This window comes from Falsiroseomonas ponticola (genome assembly GCF_016805305.1).
Lineage (GTDB): Bacteria > Pseudomonadota > Alphaproteobacteria > Acetobacterales > Acetobacteraceae > Falsiroseomonas > Falsiroseomonas ponticola.
Map to the genome: position 1 here is coordinate 497,094 of NZ_JAERQN010000003.1, position 20,335 is coordinate 517,428.

Annotated in this window: 22 protein-coding genes; 13 read left to right on the forward strand and 9 right to left on the reverse strand. The window is 70.4% G+C overall.

The features are described from left to right. Positions 1-72: 72 nt before the first annotated feature. Together accB and aroQ are read right to left on the reverse strand one after the other, a co-directional pair. Positions 73-537 carry an acetyl-CoA carboxylase biotin carboxyl carrier protein gene (gene accB, locus JJI54_RS12895; protein ID WP_203073394.1) on the reverse strand — a complete coding sequence of 155 codons (465 nt, stop codon included), beginning with the start codon at positions 535-537 and terminating at the stop codon, positions 73-75. Further along, positions 538-993, reverse strand: a complete 456-nt coding sequence (aroQ, locus tag JJI54_RS12900) for a type II 3-dehydroquinate dehydratase (protein ID WP_203073395.1) — start codon at positions 991-993, stop codon at positions 538-540. It abuts the gene before it with no gap. Positions 994-1,166: 173 nt separating this feature from the next. Between aroQ and thiS the strand changes: the two genes are divergently transcribed. The 5 genes from thiS to JJI54_RS12925 all read left to right on the forward strand — a co-directional run bounded on the left by thiS (position 1,167) and on the right by JJI54_RS12925 (position 5,027). Further along, positions 1,167-1,379 carry a sulfur carrier protein ThiS gene (thiS, locus tag JJI54_RS12905; RefSeq protein WP_203073396.1) on the forward strand — a complete coding sequence of 71 codons (213 nt, stop codon included), beginning with the start codon at positions 1,167-1,169 and terminating at the stop codon, positions 1,377-1,379. A gap of 1 nt (position 1,380) precedes the next feature. Beyond that, entirely contained in the window at positions 1,381-2,181 is an 801-nt protein-coding gene (locus JJI54_RS12910) for a thiazole synthase (RefSeq protein ID WP_203073397.1), read from the forward strand. Between the two features lie 87 nt (positions 2,182-2,268). Beyond that, the gene (locus tag JJI54_RS12915) at positions 2,269-2,652 is read left to right on the forward strand and encodes a hypothetical protein (protein ID WP_203073398.1); all 384 of its coding nucleotides are present in this window, start codon (positions 2,269-2,271) and stop codon (positions 2,650-2,652) included. A 683-nt stretch (positions 2,653-3,335) separates the two neighbouring features. Then, positions 3,336-4,466 carry a type III PLP-dependent enzyme gene (locus JJI54_RS12920; protein WP_203073399.1) on the forward strand — a complete coding sequence of 377 codons (1,131 nt, stop codon included), beginning with the start codon at positions 3,336-3,338 and terminating at the stop codon, positions 4,464-4,466. A 96-nt stretch (positions 4,467-4,562) separates the two neighbouring features. Beyond that, a complete protein-coding gene (locus tag JJI54_RS12925) occupies positions 4,563-5,027 on the forward strand; it encodes an Lrp/AsnC family transcriptional regulator (RefSeq protein WP_203073400.1) in 465 nt (154 codons plus the stop codon). 11 nt (positions 5,028-5,038) lie between these two features. Here JJI54_RS12925 and JJI54_RS12930 read toward each other — a convergent pair whose 3' ends face one another. The 3 genes from JJI54_RS12930 to JJI54_RS12940 all read right to left on the reverse strand — a co-directional run bounded on the left by JJI54_RS12930 (position 5,039) and on the right by JJI54_RS12940 (position 7,953). After that, positions 5,039-5,317, reverse strand: a complete 279-nt coding sequence (locus JJI54_RS12930) for a hypothetical protein (RefSeq protein WP_203073401.1) — start codon at positions 5,315-5,317, stop codon at positions 5,039-5,041. A 1-nt stretch (position 5,318) separates the two neighbouring features. Then, entirely contained in the window at positions 5,319-5,576 is a 258-nt protein-coding gene (locus JJI54_RS12935) for a hypothetical protein (RefSeq protein ID WP_203073402.1), read from the reverse strand. Positions 5,577-6,369: 793 nt separating this feature from the next. Further along, positions 6,370-7,953, reverse strand: a complete 1,584-nt coding sequence (locus tag JJI54_RS12940; RefSeq protein ID WP_203073403.1) for an ABC transporter substrate-binding protein — start codon at positions 7,951-7,953, stop codon at positions 6,370-6,372. A gap of 102 nt (positions 7,954-8,055) precedes the next feature. On the opposite strand from JJI54_RS12940, the gene JJI54_RS12945 reads away from it, so the two are divergent. Genes JJI54_RS12945 through JJI54_RS12970 form a run of 6 tightly spaced genes read left to right on the forward strand, consistent with a single transcriptional unit; the run spans position 8,056 to position 15,518 of the window. Beyond that, positions 8,056-9,654: an ABC transporter substrate-binding protein gene (locus JJI54_RS12945; protein ID WP_203073404.1), complete on the forward strand. Its 1,599-nt coding sequence runs from the start codon at positions 8,056-8,058 to the stop codon at positions 9,652-9,654. A gap of 12 nt (positions 9,655-9,666) precedes the next feature. Next, positions 9,667-10,638 carry an ABC transporter permease gene (locus tag JJI54_RS12950; protein WP_203073405.1) on the forward strand — a complete coding sequence of 324 codons (972 nt, stop codon included), beginning with the start codon at positions 9,667-9,669 and terminating at the stop codon, positions 10,636-10,638. A gap of 1 nt (position 10,639) precedes the next feature. After that, entirely contained in the window at positions 10,640-11,563 is a 924-nt protein-coding gene (locus JJI54_RS12955; RefSeq protein WP_203073406.1) for an ABC transporter permease, read from the forward strand. After that, on the forward strand, positions 11,560-12,543 hold the full coding sequence (locus tag JJI54_RS12960; RefSeq protein ID WP_203073407.1) for an ABC transporter ATP-binding protein: 984 nt from the start codon (positions 11,560-11,562) through the stop codon (positions 12,541-12,543). The genes JJI54_RS12955 and JJI54_RS12960 overlap by 4 nt, the downstream gene beginning before the upstream one ends. After that, positions 12,540-13,586 (forward strand): ABC transporter ATP-binding protein, encoded by a 1,047-nt coding sequence (locus JJI54_RS12965; RefSeq protein ID WP_203073408.1) that lies wholly within the window; start codon positions 12,540-12,542, stop codon positions 13,584-13,586. The genes JJI54_RS12960 and JJI54_RS12965 overlap by 4 nt, the downstream gene beginning before the upstream one ends. Positions 13,587-13,646: 60 nt before the next feature. Continuing rightward, positions 13,647-15,518: a methyltransferase domain-containing protein gene (locus JJI54_RS12970; protein WP_203073409.1), complete on the forward strand. Its 1,872-nt coding sequence runs from the start codon at positions 13,647-13,649 to the stop codon at positions 15,516-15,518. A 65-nt stretch (positions 15,519-15,583) separates the two neighbouring features. Here JJI54_RS12970 and JJI54_RS12975 read toward each other — a convergent pair whose 3' ends face one another. Further along, positions 15,584-16,312, reverse strand: coding sequence for a hypothetical protein (locus JJI54_RS12975; RefSeq protein ID WP_203073410.1), 729 nt, complete (start codon positions 16,310-16,312; stop codon positions 15,584-15,586). 211 nt (positions 16,313-16,523) lie between these two features. Between JJI54_RS12975 and JJI54_RS12980 the strand changes: the two genes are divergently transcribed. Together JJI54_RS12980 and JJI54_RS32710 are read left to right on the forward strand one after the other, a co-directional pair. Then, positions 16,524-16,970: a hypothetical protein gene (locus tag JJI54_RS12980; protein WP_203073411.1), complete on the forward strand. Its 447-nt coding sequence runs from the start codon at positions 16,524-16,526 to the stop codon at positions 16,968-16,970. 5 nt (positions 16,971-16,975) lie between these two features. Continuing rightward, positions 16,976-17,614, forward strand: a complete 639-nt coding sequence (locus JJI54_RS32710) for an aspartate/glutamate racemase family protein (RefSeq protein WP_203073412.1) — start codon at positions 16,976-16,978, stop codon at positions 17,612-17,614. A gap of 6 nt (positions 17,615-17,620) precedes the next feature. On the opposite strand, the gene JJI54_RS12990 is transcribed toward JJI54_RS32710, so the two are convergent. From JJI54_RS12990 to JJI54_RS13000, 3 genes are all read right to left on the reverse strand, one after another. Beyond that, positions 17,621-18,943: a M48 family metallopeptidase gene (locus JJI54_RS12990; protein ID WP_203073413.1), complete on the reverse strand. Its 1,323-nt coding sequence runs from the start codon at positions 18,941-18,943 to the stop codon at positions 17,621-17,623. Positions 18,944-18,947: 4 nt separating this feature from the next. Next, entirely contained in the window at positions 18,948-19,505 is a 558-nt protein-coding gene (locus JJI54_RS12995; RefSeq protein WP_203073414.1) for a LemA family protein, read from the reverse strand. Between the two features lie 86 nt (positions 19,506-19,591). Next, positions 19,592-20,329, reverse strand: a complete 738-nt coding sequence (locus tag JJI54_RS13000) for a DsbA family oxidoreductase (protein ID WP_203073415.1) — start codon at positions 20,327-20,329, stop codon at positions 19,592-19,594. Positions 20,330-20,335: the final 6 nt, after the last annotated feature.

The following is a 20,335-nucleotide window of genomic DNA, read 5'->3' on the forward strand; positions in this document are numbered from 1 at the left end:
CCTCGCCGCTGCGCGGCGCATGGCCGGCCGATTCAGACCTCCAGGCCTGTGGCCTTCCAGTCATCGGACGGCTCATTCGATGATGAGAAGGGGTTCGCCGTATTCGACCGGCGATCCGCTCTCGATCAGGATCCGTGAGACCACGCCGGCGCGCGGCGCGCGGATCTGGTTGAAGGTCTTCATCGCCTCGATCAGCAGCACGGTCTGGCCCTGCGCCACGCGCCCGCCGACGGTGATGAAGGGGGCGGCCCCGGGCTCCGGCGCCAGGTAGGCGACGCCGACCATGGGGGAGGTGACGGCGCCGGGATGCGCGGCATCGCTGACCGGGGCGGGCGCGGCGGCCGGGGCGGGCGCCGCCGCGGCGGCGGGGGCCGGGGCCGGGCCGGCGGCGACGGTCGCCACCTGCTGCACCGTGATCTGCCGCGCCACGCGGATGCGGCTGTCCTTCTCGACCAGCTCGATCTCGGTCAGGTCGGTCTCGCGCAGGATCTTCGCGAGTTCGCGGATCGCCGCGGGGTCGAATTGGACGCCCGACATTCAGGGCTCTCCTTCTGCGGCGACGATGTCCGCCATGGCGCGCAGCGCCAGCGCATAGCCCCGGATGCCGAGGCCCGCGATGACGCCCGTGGCCACCTTGGACACGTAGCTCAGGTGCCGGAATTCCTCCCGGCGGTGGATGTTGGAGATGTGGACCTCCACGATCGGCAGGTCCACGGCCTTCAGCGCATCCATCAGGGCGATGGAGGTGTGGCTGTAGGCGGCGGGGTTGATGACGATGCCGGCGGCGCGGCCGCGGCATTCCTGCACCCAGGTCACCAGCTCGCCTTCCCCGTTGGTCTGGCGGAAATCGATCGCGAGGCCGAGCTGCTCGGCGGTTTCGGCGCAGAGCGCCTCCACGTCGTCCAGCGTCTCGGCGCCATAGATCTCGGGCTGGCGGGTGCCGAGCAGGTTCAGGTTCGGACCGTTCAGCACGGCGATCATCGGCGGGGTCAAGGAAGGAATGTCCCGGTTCTCGCGATTGGCTCGCAGGGAGAGGTGCGCCTAGCACGGTGTCTCCGCGCCGGGCAAGCACGCCTCCGGGTTGCGGGGCTGCCCCGCGTTCCCGCCGCGCCTGCCGCGCGCCGCGGCGTCTTGTCCCGGCCGCCGCCGCCCGCCATCTTCGCCCCATGACGGGGACCATATCCATCGAGGTCAATGGCGAGGCGCGGCAGGTGCCGGAAGGCGCCTCGGTGCATGACCTGCTGCACCTGATCGGCCTGGCCGCGCCCAAGGTGGCGGTGGAGCGGAACCTGGAGATCGTGCCGCGTTCCGCCTGGGCCAGCACGCGGCTCGGCGCCGGGGACCGGCTGGAGATCGTGCACTTCATCGGAGGTGGCTGAGATGGACGGGATCACGCCGCTGGCTGACACCGACGAGGGCTGGACCGTCGCCGGCCGCCGCTTCCGATCGCGCCTCGTCGTCGGTACCGGGCGCTACAAGAGCCTGGAGGAGACCGCGGCCTCCATCGAGGCATCGGGCGCCGAGATGGTGACGGTCGCGGTGCGGCGGGTGAACCTTTCCGACGCCTCGCAGCCCATGCTGCAGGATTTCGTGCCGCCGGACCGCTACACCTACCTGCCCAACACGGCGGGCTGCTTCACCGCGCAGGATGCGGTGCGCACGCTGCGCCTGGCGCGGGAAGCGGGCGGCTGGAACCTGGTGAAGCTGGAGGTGCTGGGCCCGCCGCCCTTCCTCTACCCCGACATGCGCGCGACCTTCGAGGCGATGGAAGCCCTGGTGCGCGACGGGTTCGAGGTGATGGTCTATTGCGCCGACGACCCGGTGGCGGCGAAGCGGCTGGAGGAGATGGGGGCGGCCGCCATCATGCCGCTCGGCGCGCCGATCGGCTCGGGCCTCGGCGTCGCGAACCCCTTCATGATCAAGGCGATCATCGCGCAGTCGAAGGTGCCCGTGCTGGTGGATGCCGGCATCGGCACGGCGTCCGACGCGGCGCTGGCCATGGAGCTGGGCTGCGACGCGGTGCTGCTGAACAGCGCCATCGCCCATGCCCGCGACCCCGTCCGCATGGCGCGCGCCATGAAGGCGGCGGTGGAGGCGGGGCGGGATGCCTTCCTGGCCGGGCGCATGCCGCGCTCCCCGGCGGCCGATCCGTCCTCTCCCACCACCGGCCTGATCGCCTGAGGTCGATGCGCCCCCGGCTTGTGTGACGGTTTCGCCACGATGTAGATTCTGTCCCAGGGGATGGGAAAACCCCAGGGGGGACATCGCATGCTTCGTCGTGGCGCAATGGGTTCGCTGGTGGTCGCGGCCCTGGCTCTCGGGGCCTGCACCCCCCAGCAGCCGCAGCAGGTGGTCGTGGTGCAGCAGCCCGTGGCGCAGGCCTGCGACACCAGCTTCGTGGTGGTGAACAATTCCGGCGCGACGGTGGAGCGGCTGTATTTCAGCCATTCCAGCCTGGGCGCCTGGGGTGCCGACCAGCTGGGGCAGAGCGTGCTGCCGCCGGGCCGGCAGGTGTCCTACCGCGCGGCCAATACCGGCAACTACGATTTCCGCGTGGTCTGGGCCAATGGCCGCGCCGCCGAGATCCGCGGCGTGAATGTCTGCCGCGCCAGCCGCATCACCGTGACGAATGGCGGCCTGCTGGCGAGTTGACCCGGGGGTGTGGCCTTTGAGCCACTAACCCCCTTTAGCCGTTAATGCCGGTTTAGTGCCTTTAGCACCGATTCCGCGTGCCCTTCCGGGTTCCGGTCCCGCCTTCGGGCCCCGCCTTGCCGTTCCGGGGGGGCGGGCCCGGGCGCGGATCGCCCGGTGGCTCCGGGAACATAGCAGAAACATGGCGGCGGCCGCGAGTCCTTTCGGCGCGGCCTTGCGCGGCAAACCCAGGGGCTTCCTGGGGTGCGACTCGTCGTTCCGGCTGAATCGCGTGGAAAGCGCTGTCTTCCCAGGAGCCATCCCGGCGCCCCCGGGGGGCGGACAGGCGGTGTTTCCGGCTTCTTAAGGGGCGCCGCGGAAAAAAAACGGCCCGGGCGGAAAAACCGCTTTCCAGCGGGGGAGGGGGGGCCTATATGCCCGCCCAGACGCAGTACGCACGTGCCGAAGGCCCCAGGCCCACGGAACCACCGGACAGCGATACGGCCGAAGCCCCTGGCGGGTGACGGGCGCTTTCGCACATCCGGGGTCACCGCGGCGCAAGGTTAACGCAACGACGTCAAGCGTTCTGGCAACCCCGGTGGCTCACCCCGCCGGTTTCACTTGGTCGCTGGTTCGTTCGACCGTTTCGTCAATCTGGGGCCGCCCCGCAGGGCCGCCCCCGCCGTTTGGGGAGTTGGGGCGCGATGAACCCGAAGATCGCCGCCTATCTGCGCGACCACGCGCCGGCCACGCCTTGCCTCGTCCTGGACGTGGACCGGGTGGAGCAGAATTATCGCCGCCTGATGGCCGCGATGCCGCTGGCGCGCGTCTACTACGCCGTGAAGGCCAACCCGGCCGCCCCGATCCTCGACCGGCTGACCGCGCTCGGCTCCTCCTTCGACGCGGCGTCCTGGGAAGAGATCGAGGCCTGCCTGGCCGCCGGCGCGCGCCCGGCCGACATCTCCTTCGGCAATACCGTCAAGAAGGTCTCCGCCATCAAGGCCGCGCATGCGGCCGGCGTGACCATGTTCGCCTTCGACAGCGAGCCGGAGCTGAAGAAGCTCGCCCAGCATGCCCCGGGTGCGCGTGTGTACTGCCGGATTCTCGTCGAGAACAAAGGGGCCGAGTGGCCGCTTTCGAGAAAATTCGGCTGCGAGATGGGGATGGCGAAGGAGCTGATGGTGAAGGCGGCCGAATGGGGCATGGACCCCTATGGCATCTCCTTCCATGTCGGCTCCCAGCAGACGCAGACCGGCGCCTACCAGGCGGCGATCGCCCGCGTGGCCATGCTGTTCACCGACCTGCGCGAGGCCGGGGTGAACCTGCGCATGGTCAACCTCGGCGGCGGCTATCCCGTGCGCTACCGCGCGGAGGTGCCGGAGATCGACGCCTTCGGCGACGCCATCATGGGCGCCATGGCGGAGCATTTCGGCAATGCGCTGCCGGAGATGGTGATCGAGCCCGGCCGCTTCATGGTGGGCGATGCCGGCGTGGTCAGCAGCGAGGTCGTCCTCGTCTCCCGCAAGGGGGCGGATGATCCGGTGCGCTGGGTCTATCTCGACATCGGGCGCTTCGGCGGGCTGGCGGAGACGGAGGGCGAGGCCATCCGCTACGAATTCCGCACGCCGCATGACGGCGGCGCGGAAGGGCCCGTGACCATCGCGGGGCCGACCTGCGACAGCACGGACACGCTCTACGAGAAGTCCAACTACCGCCTGCCGCTGGCGCTGGAGGATGGCGACCGCGTGGAGCTGCTCTCCACCGGCGCCTATGTCACCACCTATGCCAGCCAGGCCTTCAACGGCTTCAAGCCGCTGCGCGAGCATTACATCTGACCCCCGGCCGCCGCCGGCGACCCCCTGCCTCGGAACGGAACGGCGGCCGAAAGGCCGCCGTTTCTTTTTTCGGATGAGCCGGTCTAACCTGTCGCCATGGATGAGATCGATCGCAACCTGGTCGTCGCGCTGCAGGAGAACGGCGCGGCGGGGCTGGCTGAACTGTCGAAGGCCGCGGGCCTGTCCGTCTCCGCCACCGCGGAGCGGGTGAAGCGGCTGGAGGAAAGGGGCGTGATCCGCGGCTGGCGGATCGACCTCGACCCCGTCGCCGCCGGCTGCCCCCTGCTGGCCTTCGTCTTCGTCGCCATGCGGCCGGGCAAGGATGACGCCACCTTCCTGCGCGCCATGAAGCGGCATGAGGCGGTGCTGGAATGCCATACCGTCACCGGCGCCTGGTGCTACCTGGTGAAGCTGCGCCTGGCCGACATCGCGGCGCTGGAGACCTTCGTCTCCGAGGAGGTGCGCGGCCAGCCGGGGGTGGAGCGGACGGAGACGATCCTGGCCCTGGCCAGCCCGAAGGAGACGGCGATCCTGCCCGTGGCCGCGGCGCAGGAGGAATAGGCCCGCGCCGTTCAGCGATGGGGCGTGTCGGCGTCGTAGCCCTCCGGATACACGTCCTGGTCCACGACGTATTCGAAGATGCGGAAGCCGCCGGGATAGTCGCGGAAACCGGGCTGGAGCACCAGTCGTTGCACCCTGGCCTCAGCCAGGTCTCGGCTGGTGAAGGTGCCCAATTCGAAGCTTTCCATCACAGATCGGGGGTCCGCCCGTTCGTCCGCATCCTCCGCTACCTTGTAATGTTCGAGGCGCCAGACCCGCCGCGGGCCGCCTGGTCCGATGTTTTCCATCATGTCACGCCTCCTCATCCATGTTGACGAAGCCATCGCTCCAAACTTCCCGGTTCGGCGCCGTGGGGTATAGGCGAAATCCGTCAGGCCAGTCCCGGAAGCCTGGCTTGGACCGCATTCGTTGGATGGCTGCTTCGCCCCGTTCTTGCGAACTGTAATAACCTACGACCCGTTCGCTAAGGATCGTCTCATCCTCCTCCGCCTCATCAACATCGGCGGCGATTTCATAGTGCAGAAGTATCCAGACAGGTTGCGGCGTCATCAGTAGATCTCCTCCGTCGGCGATCCCGGCATTGAGCGTGTGTCGAATCCGCGTCCACCGTTCTTTTGGATCCTGCTGAATTCGGAGGTCGGCCCACGGTTTTCGCGGCTATCCCAGTTCCGCCGTCCGCCATATCTCCAATCCAGAAGGCGTTCGGCGTACTGCCTGGGGGTTTCTGTCGAATGTCGCGGAACTCCCTGGCCCAGCCCGGGGTGTCCGTCGCCGCTTCCTTTCCGCTGCGCCCGGCGGCCCTTGGCAGGGGCACACCACCGGGATCACGCATGCCCTCGGGCAGCCGCTGGCCGGGGAGGCGCGGGATGACCGGCGGGCGCGCCCCGATGATCGGCCCGCGCGGCAGTAGCCACCAGGAGGCCGGCAGCGTGGTTCCGTCATCCTCGGGCGACGATGCCTTCCCTGCCGGTGGGCTCCCGGCGCGTTTCCCTGTACCCGTGCCGCCCTCCCCGCCGCGATCCTTGCCGCCGGGAGGGTCCGCCCTGTAGTGGGCGCGCACCTGCTCCGTCTTCCCATCGCGGCTGCGGGTGTAGGCGCGCACGAACACCATGCCGCCGCCATCCGGCAGCCGAATGGTCGGCCCCGCGAGGGCGCGATAGCCCTCGGTGACCCACCGGACATAGCCGGGCCGTTCAAGGCTGGCGTTGTTCCAATACCGTGCGTCCCGCATGGCGCGGCGCAGGCTGGCTTCGGTCACCGGGACTGATCGCGTCATCAGGACACCTCCTGATGAAGGAATATATTCCTCTATAGGACAAAAGGCAATGACAATGGTGCGGCCTCAATTCGCCGGACGCGCGCCCATTGCCACCGTCCGCTCATCCATCCGCGGCTCATAGGTGATGCCGCGGCGCGTCGCCCAGAAATTGACGAGCTGGAACAGCGGGATCATCGCCGTCTCCCGGTCCACCATCGCCACCGCCTCCTGCAGCAGCCGCTCCCGCGCCGCGTCATCCAGCGTCGCGGTGGCGCGGGCCGTCAGCGCATCCAGCTCCGGGTTGGAGTAGCGGGAGTTGTTGGAGGCGCCGGTCCGCTTCTCCCGGTCGAAGGTGCCGAAGATGTTGACCAGCATGTAGCTGGCCTCCCCGGTCACGCTGCCCCAGCCGGCCAGGCGGGCATTGTGTTCCTGCCGCGCGGTGCGGGCGGCATAGGCGGCCCAGGGCAGCGATTCGACCTGGGTGCGCACCCCGACCCGCGTCCACATCTGCGCCACCGCCTGGGCGGTGCGGGCATCATTGGGGTAGCGGTCGTTCGGCGTGTGCAGCGTCAGGCGGAAGCCCTGCGGGAAGCCGGCCTCCGCCAGCATGCGGCGGGCGCCGTCGGGGTCCGGCCGCGGCGCCACCACGGCGGGGTTGTAGGAGTAGGAGCCGGGCGGCAGCCACTGGCCGGTGGGGCGCGCCGTGCCTTCCATCACGCGCTCCGACAGCGCTTCCCGGTCGATGGCGATCGAGAGCGCGCGGCGGACGCGGCTGTCCAGCATCGGGTTGCGGGGCAGGGGCCGGCCTTCATTGTCCGAGACATGCACCGGCGGGCCATCGGTGCGGGAGAAGTCGGTCATCAGGTAGATCAGGCGCAGGCCCTGGATCTCCGAGATCGTGACCCGCTGGTTCTGCCGCAGCCGGGCGATGTCGGAGCTCGGCACCTGGTCGATCACGTCGAGGTCGCCGGCGAGGATGCCGGCGGTGCGCGCCGCGTCATTGGCGATGAAGCGGTAGGAGACGCGCGCCCAGGGTTCCTGCCCGCGCCAGTAGTCGGGGTTGCGGGTGAATTCCGTGCGGTCGCCCGGGCGGTAGCTGACGATGCGGTAGGGGCCGGTGCCGATGGCGGCGCGGCCGCTGTTGTAGTCCTCCGTCGCGGCGCCTTCGCCGACATGGCGGGAGATGATCTGGATGGAGGCGAGTTCCGTCGGCAGCAGCGGATGGGGTGCCGCGGTGTGGAAGCGGATGGTGAGGGGGTCCACCACCTCGGTCCGCGTGATGGCGCGGACGAAGCCGCCGAAGCCGCCCGGGCTGTTCGGCACGTTGGGCGCGCGGGAGATGGTGAACACCACGTCATCCGCGGTGAAGGCGCGGCCGTCATGCCACTTCACGCCGGGGCGCAGCTTGAACTCCCAGGTCGTGTCGGAAATCGCGCGCCAGCTTTCCGCCAGCGCGGGCTGGATGCGGGCCTGCGCATCCTGCTCCACCAGCCGGTCGAACAGATGCATGGTCAGGCTGATATTGGGGGAGGCGTTGTAGAAATGCGGGTCGAGCGAGGTCGGCGACCCGCCGATCCCGATGGTGAGGTTCTGGGCGCCGGCGGGCAGGGAGCCCAGCAGCAGCAGGGCAGCCGCCAGCCCGGCCGGGCGTGGCAGAAGGGTCGTCATGGGCTGATTTTTCTCCCGGTTGACGTGACAGGGCTTCAACCTAGCCGCACCTGTGGCACGCTGCTACAGAAGTCGGACAGTCTGGGACCGGGGAGAACGATGATGCGGGACAGCATCCGGACCGCCGCTATGGCGGGCGTTTCGGCATTGGCCTTGGCGGTGGCGGCATCCGGGGGCGCGGCGGCACAGACGCTGACCATGGGCGTCGGCTCGCCGGTCACCTCGCTCGACCCGCATTACCACCAGCTGTCGCCCAACAATGCCGTCAGCGACATGATCTTCGACAAGCTGATCGAGACCGACGCGGCGGCGCGCAACATCCCCTCGCTGGCCACCGAATGGCGGGCGGTCGGGCCCACGACCTGGGAATTCAAGCTGCGGCCGAATGTCCGCTTCCACAACGGCAACCCCTTCACGGCGGAGGACGTGGTCTTCACGATCCAGCGCCTGCCGAACGTGCCGAACAGCCCCTCCTCCTATGCCGCCTATGCAAGGCCGATCGTCAGGATGGAGATCGTCGATCCGCTGACGATCCGCTTCCACACCGCGCAGCCCTATCCGCTGCTGCCGCTCGACATGACGAATGTCCGCATCCTGGATGCGGAGACGCATGCGAATGCGACGACGGAGCAGTTCAACGCCGGCACCATGGCGATCGGCACCGGCCCCTTCCGCGTGCAGTCCCACCGCAGCGGCGACCGCATCGAGTTCGAGCGCAACGCGACCTACTGGGGCACCGCGCCGGCCTTCCAGCGCGTCTCCTACCGCATGATCACGAATGACGCGTCGCGCACCGCCTCCCTGCTCTCGGGCGATCTCGACTTCATCGACCAGGTGCCGACGACGGACCTGGCGCGGCTGCGCGCCGACCAGCGGCTGGCGCTGTCGGAGACGGTGGGCCTGCGGCTGATCTTCCTCGGCCTGGATCACCTGCGCGCGGCGGGCGAGAATTCGCCCTACATCACGGACAATGACGGCAGGCCGCTCGGCCGCAATCCGCTGAAGGACGTGCGGGTGCGGCGCGCGCTGTCCATGGCGATCGACCGCGGCGCGATCACGAGCCGCATCATGGAAGGGGCGGCGACGCCGTCCGGCCAGTTCCTGCCGCCCGGCACCTTCAGCTATGTGCAGGAAGTGCCGCCCCCCGCATTCGACCCCGATGGCGCGCGCCGCCTGCTGGCGGAAGCGGGCTACCCCAACGGCTTCCGCATCCAGCTGAACAGCCCGAACGACCGCTACATCAACGATGCCCGCATCGCCCAGGCGATCGGCGCGATGTGGACGCGCATCGGCGTGCGCACGACGGTGGAGGCGCAGACCTGGTCCATCTTCGTCAACCGCGCCGCGCGGGCCGAATACTCCGCGCACCTCATCGGCTGGGGCTCCAACCCCGATGGCAGCCATCCGCTGCGCAACATCATGGCGACGGTGAGCAGCGAGCGCGGCTGGGGCGCTTCCAACCGCGGCCGCTATTCCAACGCGGAGGTGGACGACCTGCTGAGCCAGGCCCTGGTCGAGCTGGACGAGCCGAAGCGGGAGCAGCTGCTGATCCGCGCCCAGCGCCTGGCGCATGAGGATGTGGCCGTGATCCCGCTGCACATCCAGACCAACATCTGGGCGATGCGCCGCGGGCTGACGCATACCGCGCGCGTCGATGAGCTGACCCGGGCGCAGGATGTGCGCCCGGCCGCGGCCCGCTAGGGCGGGCGGGGCATGAGCGTCTATCTCCTCCGCCGGCTGATCCAGGCCGTCGGCGTCGTGCTCGCGATGTCGCTGATCGTCTTCATCGGCGTCTTCGCCATCGGCGATCCGGTCGAGATCCTGATCAGCCCGGATGCCGACCAGATGGAGCGCGAGCGCGCCATCAAGGCGCTCGGCCTCGACCTGCCGCTGTGGCAGCAATACGCGATCTTCCTGGGCAAGGCGCTGCAGGGGGACCTCGGCCGCAGCTTCGTGTTCAACGAACCGGCGCTGACGCTGATCATGCAGCGCATGCCGGCGACGCTGGAGCTCGCCTTGGCCGCCACCATCGGCGCCATCCTGATCGGCCTGCCGCTCGGCCTCTATGCCGGGCTGCGGCCGAACAGCGTGGGGTCGAAGGCCATCATGGCGGGCTCGATCCTCGGCTTCTCCCTGCCCACCTTCTGGGTGGGGCTGATGCTCATCATGGTCTTCGCCGTGCAGCTGGGCTGGCTGCCCTCCACCGGGCGGGGCGAGACGGTGACCATCCTCGGCACCCGCTGGTCCTTCTTCACGCTGGACGGGCTGGCGCACATGGTGATGCCGGCGCTGAACCTGGCGCTGTTCAAGATCAGCCTCGTCATCCGCCTGACGCGCGCCGGCGTGCGGGAGACGATGCTGATGGACTACGTGAAGTTCGCGCGCGCCAAGGGGCTTTCCCCCTTCCGCGTCACCTTCGTGCACGTCTTCAAGAACATCCTGATCCCCGTCGTCACCGTCACGGGGCTGGAATTCGGCAGCACCATCGCCTTCTCCGTCGTGACGGAATCGATCTTCGCCTGGCCCGGCATGGGCAAGCTGATCATCGACAGCATCAACGTGCTCGACCGGCCGGTGATCGTCGCCTACCTCATGATCATCGTGCTGATGTTCATCACCATCAACCTGATCGTGGACCTCACCTATTCGGTGCTCGATCCGCGCGTCCGGCTGGAGGGCAAGTGACATGAGTGCCGTTGTCGGAACACCGCCGGTCGTCCCGGCGAAGGACAAGGTCGAGACCCCCTTCCAGCGCTTCGTCTCCGAATTCGCGGAATCGAAGCTGGCGATGCTGGGGCTGGTGGTCTTCACCATCATCGCGCTGGTCGCGATCCTGGCGCCCTGGATCTCGCCCCAGAACCCCTATGACCTGGCGGTGCTGGACATCATGGATGGGCGGCTGGAGCCCGGGTCCAAATCCGGCGATGGCGACCTGACCTTCTGGCTCGGCACGGACGACCAGGGGCGGGACATGCTGTCCGGCATCATGTACGGGCTGCGCATCTCCCTCACCGTCGGCGCCGGCTCCGCCTTCATCGCCTGCATGGTCGGCGCCTCGCTCGGCCTGCTCGCGGCCTATGCCGGCGGCAAGACCGACAGCGCCATCATGCGCATCGTCGATCTCCAGCTCTCCTTCCCCTCCATCCTCGTCGCGCTGATGATCCTGGCCTTCCTCGGCAAGTCGATCACCAACGTCGTCATCGCGATCGTCGTCGTCGAATGGGCCTATTACGCCCGCACGGTGCGCGGCACGGCGCTGGTGGAGCGCCGGCGCGAATACATCGAGGCCGCGGAATGCCTGGCGCTGCCCAAGCGCCGCATCCTGTTCGGCCACCTGCTGCCGAACTGCCTGCCGCCGCTGATCGTCATCGGCACCATGCAGGTCGCGCGCGCCATCGCGCTCGAAGCCACGCTTTCCTTCCTCGGCCTCGGCGTGCCCATCACGGAGCCCTCGCTCGGCCTGCTGATCGCGAATGGCTACGAATACATGCTCAGCGGCAAGTACTGGATCAGCTTCTATCCGGGCATCGCGCTGCTGATCACCATCGTCTCCATCAACCTGGTCGGCGACCAGTTGCGCGACGTGCTGAACCCGAGGCTGAAGAAGTGAGCGCGGCTACCCTCGAGGTCCGGAACCTCTGCACGCATTTCTTCACCCGCGCGGGCGTGGTGAAGGCGGTGGACGACGTCTCCTTCACCGTCCGGCGCGGGCAGGTGCTGGGGCTGGTCGGCGAATCGGGATCGGGGAAGACCGTGACGGGCTTCTCCATCATGGGGCTGGTGGATGCGCCGGGGCGCATCGTCTCCGGCAGCATCCTGTTCCAGGGGAAGGACCTGGCGACGGTGTCGGAGGAGGAGATGCGGCACCTCCGCGGCAACCGCATCGCCATGATCTTCCAGGACCCGATGATGACGCTGAACCCGGTCCTGCGCATCGACACGCAGATGATCGAGACGGTGCTGGCGCATGAGAAGGTGCCGGAGGAGGAGGCGCGGCGCCGCGCGCGCGACGCGCTCGGCATGGTCGGCATCCCCTCCCCGGAGGAGCGGCTGAAATCCTACCCGCACCAGTTCTCCGGCGGCATGCGCCAGCGCGTGGCCATCGCCATCGCGCTGCTGCACCGGCCCGACCTGATCGTGGCGGATGAGCCGACCACCGCGCTCGACGTCACCATCCAGGGGCAGATCCTGGCGGAGGTGCAGAAGCTCTGCGCCACCACCGGCACGGCGATGATCTGGATCACGCATGACCTCTCCGTGGTCGCGGGCCTGGCCGACGACATCGCGGTGATGTACGCGGGCAAGGTCGTCGAATACGGCGATGTGGGGGAGGTGCTGGACAAGCCGCTGCATCCCTACACCCATGGGCTGATCGGCAGCGTGCCGTCGCGCAACAAGCGGGGCGAGCCGCTGCGCCAGATTCCGGGCATGACGCCCTCGCTCCTCAACCTGCCCGAAGGCTGCGCCTTCCGCGCCCGCTGCCCGCGCGCCCAGGCGGATTGCGCGCAGCGGCCCGAGCTGACGGAGTGGCTGCCCGCCCGCTTCGCCCGCTGCCACCACCCGCATCGCGAGGAGGCCGCCGCGGCATGAGCGCGACCGACGAGCAGATCTACGCCACCCGGACCTTCACCGACACCGAAGTGCCGATGATCGAGCTGAAGGGCGTCTCCCGCCGCTTCGCCAAGAAGCTCGACATCGCGGCCAAGCTCGCCCGCCGGCTCGGCGCCGATGTGCGGGAGGAGGTGGTGCATGCGGTGGACCAGGTGGACCTCCGCGTCCGCAAGGGCGAGGTGGTGGGCCTGGTCGGCGAATCCGGCTGCGGCAAATCGACGCTGGGGCGCATCGTGGCGGGCATCCTGCCGCAATCCGATGGCCAGGTCCTCTGGAAGGGCCAGGATGTCGCCGGCCTGCATGGCGATGCCGAACGCACGGCGAAGCTGCGCCGGCAGATGATCTTCCAGGACCCCTATGCCAGCCTCAATCCGCGCATGAAGGTGGCGGACATCGTGGGGGAGGCGCCGCAGGTCCATGGCCTGATCAAGCGCGGCGGCTTCGACGAGTATGTCGATGAACAGATGCGCCGCGCCGGGCTCGACCCCGCCTTCAAGCGCCGCTACCCGCACCAGTTCTCGGGCGGCCAGCGGCAGCGCATCGGCATCGCCCGCGCGCTCGCCGTGCAGCCGGAATTCATCGTCTGCGACGAGGCGGTGGCGGCGCTCGACGTCTCCATCCAGGCGCAGATCCTGAACCTGTTCATGCGGCTGCGGCGGGAGCTCGACCTCACCTACCTCTTCATCTCGCACGACCTCGGCGTGGTGGAGCATCTCAGCGACCGCGTCGTGATCATGTATCTCGGCCGGGTCGTGGAGGAGGCGCCGACCGAGCGCGTCTTCACCGCGGCCAACCACCCCTATACCCGCAGCCTGCTGGACAGCGTGCCGCGCATCGGCAACCGCAAGCGCGCCTTCGCGACGGTGAAGGGGGAGATTCCGTCCCCGCTCAACCCGCCCTCCGGCTGCCACTTCCACCCGCGCTGCCCGCTCGCCTTCGACCGCTGCAAGGTGGAGGTGCCGAAGCTGAAGACGGTGGATGCCCTGCACCGCAGCGCCTGCCACCTGAACGACGCGGCCTGACGGCGGCGCCCCGCGCCGGGGCGCTTGCGCGAGGGGGGGCGGTTGGGGGATCAAGGGTGCATGAGCACCCCTGCCGATATCCTCCCCCCCGGCGGCGACGCCCCCCTGCCGGAAGAGAACCTTCCGGACGAGATCCCGCTGGATGGCGCCCCGCTGGAGGAGGCGCCGCCGGACGAGGGCGGCGAGGCGGCGGGCCCGATCGACTATGTCGTGGTCAGCTTCATCGCCGACCTGCCGATGCTGCGCGTCCAGGCCCGCGGCTTCGCCCGCTTCCATGAGCCGGACGACATCGGCCGCATCATCGTCGTCAACTACGACAATGACCCGGCCACCTTCGGCCAGCGCTTCGAGGCGGAGATCAGGCCGCTCTACGGCGCGCTGGCGGAGAAGGTGCAGCTGGTCCGGGCGGATGCGCTGCTGCCCGCCATGGCCGGGGCGCGCCGCGGCTGGCGCCGCCAGCAGGCGCTGAAGCTGGCGGCGTGCCGCCTGGCGGAAGCGCCGGTGACCATCGCCATCGAGAGCAAGAACCACCTGGTGCGGCCCGCCGGCAAGGCGATCTACCGCACGGCGGAGGGCCGGCTGATCGTGCCGGCGCGGCCGCGCTGGGCGGCGTCGGAGGCTGCCCTCGCCTATTTCGGCGTGGCGGAGGAGGCCTGGCCGGACCATGTGGCCAATGTGCTGTCCCCCTATCCGCTGCTGACGGCGCAGGTCCTGTCCTTGCTGGAGGAGCTGGAGCGGCGGGGCGAGGACCTGGCCACGCTGTTCGAGACGCGGACCGAGTTCAGCGACTTCGCGCTCTACCATGCCTGGCTGGTGGCGCAGGGGCTCGGCAGCCTCTACGACCTCTATGCCCCGGTGATCGCCACCGAACTCGCCCCGCGCCGGTCGGACAATGCCGATCGCCTGCTGCGCCGCGTGATGGCGCAGATGGACCTGCCGCATGTCCATTGGCTGGGGATCGACCGGAAGGTGAGGGAGGTGCCGCCCTCGGTCAAATACGTCGTCACCGGGCTGTGGCAGGAACTCGGCCTGACCGAGACGACCGCCGAGGGCGCCGCCATCCTGTCCGCCGGCACCGCCACGCATGGGGCGCCGGAGGGGGCGGAGCCGGAGGAGTCGGCCGAGGCCGAGGAGGCGCCGGAAGCCGCGAGGCCGCCCGCCGCCCCGGCCGTGGCGGCGGTCGATCCCGTCGATGCCGTGCTGATCCCGGGCTTCCGCACGGGGCGGGAGACGCTCGACATCCTCAAGGTCTTCGCCGCGCTGTCGGGGCCGCGGGTGCTCGACCTCGGCGGCTATCGCGGCGGATCGACGCTGGCGATGGCGCTGCTCGGCAAGCAGGTGGAGGCGCTGGTCGAGGGCCGCTTCTGGCCCGAGCGCCTGGCGCCGATCCTGGAGCCGCGCGGCATGCGGGCGCTGAACCTGCCCTACGCGCAGTATGAGCCGGAGGCGCCCTTCGATGGCATCTGGGCGTCCCATGTGCTGCAGAACGAGCGCAATCCCGGCCTGTTCCTGGACCGCTGCCGGCGGCACCTGGCGGATGACGGATGGCTGGCGGTGGTGGCGCCGCCGCCGCGGTCCCGCATCACGGCGGGGAAGGTCAATCCGGGCTGGAACCTGGGCGCGCTGATGTATGCGCTGCTGGCCGCGGGCTTCGACCTGACGCGCGGCCATTTCGTGACGCATGGCTTCAACGTGGTGGCCTTCGTGCCGAAGGCGGCGCGCGTGCTGGAACGCCCGGCGGATGCCTTCGCCGACCCCTCGCTCTGGCCCTTCAAGCTGGATGCGCGGCGCGGCTTCGAGGGTGACATCCCCGACTGCAACTGGCCGGCGGAGTTCCGGGAGCGGATGGCGACGGGCCTGTCGGAACTGGCGCAGGAGGGACCGGAGGCCGCGCTGGAGGAAGCGCGCCGCCTCGCCCGCATCTGGGTATAGCCGACCGGGGCCTTTCCCCCGGCGGATGGCGCCCGGGGAAGGCCAGCGCCTTCCCCGACTGCCCCTCAGGTCCGCTTCTGCGCCGGCTCCCGCGCCGTGCCGCGCCCGCGCCCCGGCGGGTCCGAGGGATCGCTGTCCGACACGCCGCTGGCCGGCGGCCGGCTGCCGCCCCGCCCGCGTCCCGGCGGGTCGTTCGGGTCCGTGTCGGTCGGGCCGGTGGCGCCCTTGGTGCCGGGGCGGCTGCCGCCGCGGCCGCCATTGACGGCGTCGGAGGGGTCGCTGTCCGTCACCCCCGTGCGCGGCTGGCGGCCGCCATTGGGCGGGTCGTTCGGGTCGCTATCCGTCACGCCCGTGGTGCCCTGGCGGCTGCCGCCGCGGCCCTGGCCGGGCGGGTCGCTGGGGTCGCTGTCGGAGGTGCCGGTATTCGGCCGGTTGCCGCCGCGGCCGCGGCCCGGCGGGTCGCTCGGATCGCTGTCGGAGGGGCCGGCCTGGGGCCGGTTGCCGCCGCGGCCCTGGCCGGGCGGGTCGCTCGGGTCGCTGTCGGAGGGGCCGGCCTGGGGGCGGCTGCCGCCGCGGCCATTGCCGGGTTCGTCGCTCGGGTCGCTGTCGGTCAGGCCGGAGCGGGCGGGCGGGGGGCTGGCGCCGCCGCCCTTGCCGGAGCCGGGGCTGCCGCCGCCGCCGGATTTGGCGCCCTGCGCGGCCGCCGCCCCCGGCAGCGCCGCGGCACCGCCCAGGCTCGCCAGTCGCAGGACCAGCAGGCGGCGAAACAGGGGGGACCCATCGGATACGGACATTCGGCGCTCCTTCCTGCCCCCATGTTCCGGTGCCGGCGGGCTTGCGACAAGACCTTTCCAGGGTGGCGGGGCTGCGGCGGCACCGTGGCGGCCGCGCCTTCATCGCCGCCGCCCGGGCCCGGTTCCCGGCGCGCCCGCCCGGGCTTGTCCCCGGGGGTGTGCCCTGCCGGCCGCGCGCGTTATCATGGGCGGGACAAGCGGGGGGCGGGGCATGCGACGCTGGATGCTGGTGGTGGGGATGGCCTTGGCGCTGGGGACCAGCGCCGATGCGCAGCAGGGCGATCCGCCGCATGCCTGGGTCTTCGGGTCCTGGACCGGCGGCGTCTTCCCGCCCGGGGAGACGAGCGGCCCGCGCTGCACCGGCCAGCCCAGCGTCATCTTCACGCGCGACGTGGTCATGCGCGCCTCGGTGTTCGAGGTGCCCTACCGCCAGCGGCTGATCGAGACGGTGGCGACGGCGCCGGATGTCCTCGAATTCCGGCTGGTGCCGGTGGCGCCGCAATCCGGGCCACTCGGCGCGCGGCTGCCGCCGGATATCGGCTTCGGCTGCCCCGGCGGGCCGAACACGCTGCGGGTGGAACGGCGCGGGCCGAACGAGATCGTCTTCCCGAATTGCGCGGAATTCCCCTCTCCCCTGCTGCGCTGCGTGGGGAATTGAGGCGCATGCGCATCGCGCTGATCCATGCGCTGCGGCATTCGCCGCCGCCGATCGAGGCCGCCTTCCGGGAATTCTGGCCCGAGGCGACGCTGATGAACCTGCTGGATGACAGCCTCTCGGCCGACCTGGCGCGGGATGGGGCGCTGACGCCGGCGATGACGGAGCGCTTCCTGACGCTCGGCCGCTATGCCGTGGGGACGGGGGCGCAGGGCATCCTGTTCTCCTGTTCCGCCTTCGGGCCCTGCATCGATGCGGTGGCCGCGGCGCATCCGGCCCTGCCGGTGCTGAAGCCGAACGAGGCGGCGATCGAGGAGGCGGTCGGGCATGGCCGCCGGATCGGGCTGCTGGCGACCTTCGCGGGCACGCTCGCTTCCATGCCGCCGGAATTCCCGCCGGGGGTGGAGCTGGTGACATGCCTCGCGCCGGGCGCGCTGGCGGCGCTGGATGCCGGGGACCTGGCGACGCATGACCGCCTGGCGGCGGAGGCGTCCCGCGCGCTGGCCGGTTGCGACGTGGTGCTGCTGGGGCAGTTCAGCCTGGCCCGCGCGGCGGGGCTGGTGGCGCAGGCCACGGGGCGGCCGGTGGTGACGACGCCCGGGAGCGCGGTGCGCAAGCTGAAGCAGGCGATGCTGGCGACGGCCTGACCGGGTTCAGGGGCGGCGGGGCGGCGGCGGCGCGGCCTCGTCCGGGTTGCGGCCCTCGCGCCGCGCTTCCTCCCGCTTCGTCTGGTTCTTCATGACCTCGGGGTCGAGCGTGCGGGCGAAGGCGGCCATGGCGTCCAGCCTTTCCTGCTGGCCGGAGCGCGGCGGCAGCGCGGCTTCCGCCGGCGCCGTCCAGGGGGAGGCATCGCCGGCGAAGGCGGGGGCGTGTTCCGGCTTCCAGGGGGCGAGGGTGGCGTCGGGGTCCGGGCTGTCCTCCGCCGGCGGGGGATCTTCCGCGATCTCCGGCAGCGGCCCCGGGTCATGGCCGCCGGCGTAGCGGACCAGCGCCTCGATCCGCCGTTCGATCGGCGGATGGGTGGCGAACCAGCCGACATTGCGGCTGAGCGCCCGGTCATGCAGGAACAGGGCGCGGACCTGTTCGGCGACGTCGGGGAGTTGCGGGCGCTGCGCGACCTTGCGGAGCGCGCTGATCATGGCATCGGCGTCCTGCGTCATCTCCACCGCGCCGGCATCGGCCAGGTATTCGCGGTTCCGCGACAGCGCCATGCGCAGCACGATGGCCAGCACATGCGCCATCACCGCGATGACGATGGCGATGAGGATGAGCACCACGACGACGCCGGCGCCGCCGCTGTTGCCGCGGCTGGAGGAGGAGGACGAGGACGAGGACGAGGAGGAGGAAGACCGGCCGCTGCCGAGCCGGACATGGCGCATCGCCTTCAGGATGTTCCAGACGCCATCGGTGACGAGGGTGATGACGCCGCAGAAGACTGTGGCGATGACGCCGAGCCTGGCATCGCCGTTGCGGATATGCGCGAGTTCATGCGCCAGCACGGCCGACAATTCCCGGTCATCCAGCGAATCCATCAGCCCGCGCGTGACCGCGACCATGGAGCGGTCGGGCGTCAGCCCCGCGGCGAAGGCGTTGCGGGCGGGGCTTTCGATGACGGACAGCCGCGGCAGCGTCATGCCGCGGGCGATGCAGAGTTCCTCCGCCAGGCGCCAGAGGCGGGGCTCGTCGCGCGGGTCGGCGACGCGCTTCGCGCCGGACGCGATCTCCAGGATGCGGAGATTGGCGCGCCAGGCGATGAGGAACCAGAGCGCGGCCACCACGAGGGCCAGCGGGATGATGACGGGCAGCAGCCGCCAGGCCTGCGCCAGGCCCTTGGCGATGGAGGGGGCGTCCCAGGCCACCAGGAACAGCGCGATGGCATAGCCCATCGCGACCAGCAGGAAGGGGAAGCCGGCCAGCAGCAGGATGGACCGCAGCGCGGTGTTCCATCCATGGGTGCGAAGGCCGGTTGCCTGCACGGGGCTAGAACTTCACCTGCGGCGCCGTGTTGACGGCCGCGCGCTCATTCTCCGCCAGCTCGAAGAAGCCGCGCGGGGTGAAGCCCAGGCTGCCCGCGAAGAAGACGGCGGGGATGGACTGGATGGCGCTGTTGAACTCCGCCACCGCGCTGTTGAAGAAGCGCCGCGCGGCGGCGATCTTGCCCTCCACCGCCGACAGCTCCCCCTGCAGGGACAGGAAGTTCTGGTTGGCCTTGAGGTCGGGATAGGCTTCCGACAGGGCGAAGAGCCGGCCGAGCGCGCCGGAGAGCTGGCCCTCCGCGGCGGAGGCCGCTTCCGGCCCCTGGGCGGTGACGGCGGCGTTGCGCGCCTGCACCACGGCATCCAGCGTGCCGCGTTCATGCGCGGCATAGCCCTTCACCGTCTCCACCAGATTGGGGATCAGGTCATGGCGCTGCTTGAGCTGGACCTCGATATCCGCCCAGGCCTGGCCGGTCGACTGACGCAGCGCCACCAGGCGGTTGTAGACCATCACCAGCCACAGCAGCAGCAGGACGACGATCCCGAGAATGACCCATTCCATCGCGCGGCTCCCCAATGCGGCGGGAGCCTAGCGCGCGATGGTTTGCCAAGGAATTCACGCGGCCCTTGGGTCCGTGTCGCCGCGTTTCACGCGGCGCGGGCTGACAGGATGGCATGGGCCCGGCGGAAGGCATCGGCCATGCTGGGGCCGGGCATGGCGCCGCTGAACAGCAGGTGCCGGTCCATGAGGAAGCTCGGCACGCCATCCAGGCCCGCGCGCCGGGCGGCCATGTCCTCGGCCAGCACCTCCTGCACGCCCTCATCGGTCGCCAGCATGGCGGCGGCGCCATCGAGGCCGGCTTCCGCCGCGACCGCGGCCAGCACGGCATGGTCGCCGATGTCCCGGCCCTCGTGGAAATAGGCGCGGAACAGCGCCTCCACCACCGCGTCCTGGCGGCCGGCGGCTTCCGCGGCGCGGATCACGCGATGGGCGGCGACGGTGTTGGGGGTGCGGATCATGCGGTCGAAGCGGAAATCGAGGCCCACGGCCTTCCCCGCTTCCACCAGGCGGGCATCCATCTGGCGGCTGCGCTCCAGCGAACCGAACTTGCGTTCGCGATAGGCGGCGCGGTCCACGCCCTCCGCCGGCATGTCGGGGTTGAGCTGGTAGGGCCGCCAGCGGACGACGAAGTGCAGGCCCTGGTCGCGCAGCTCCGCCAGCGCGGCTTCCAGGTTGCGCTTGCCGATCCAGCACCAGGGGCAGATGGCGTCGGAGATGACGTCGATGGTGCCGGACGGCGCGGCGACGGGCGCGACCGGCTGGGGCGCGGCGGCGGCGGGGCCGCAGCCATCGGCGGTGCAGAACTCGGCGTTGCTGTCATCCATGGCGGT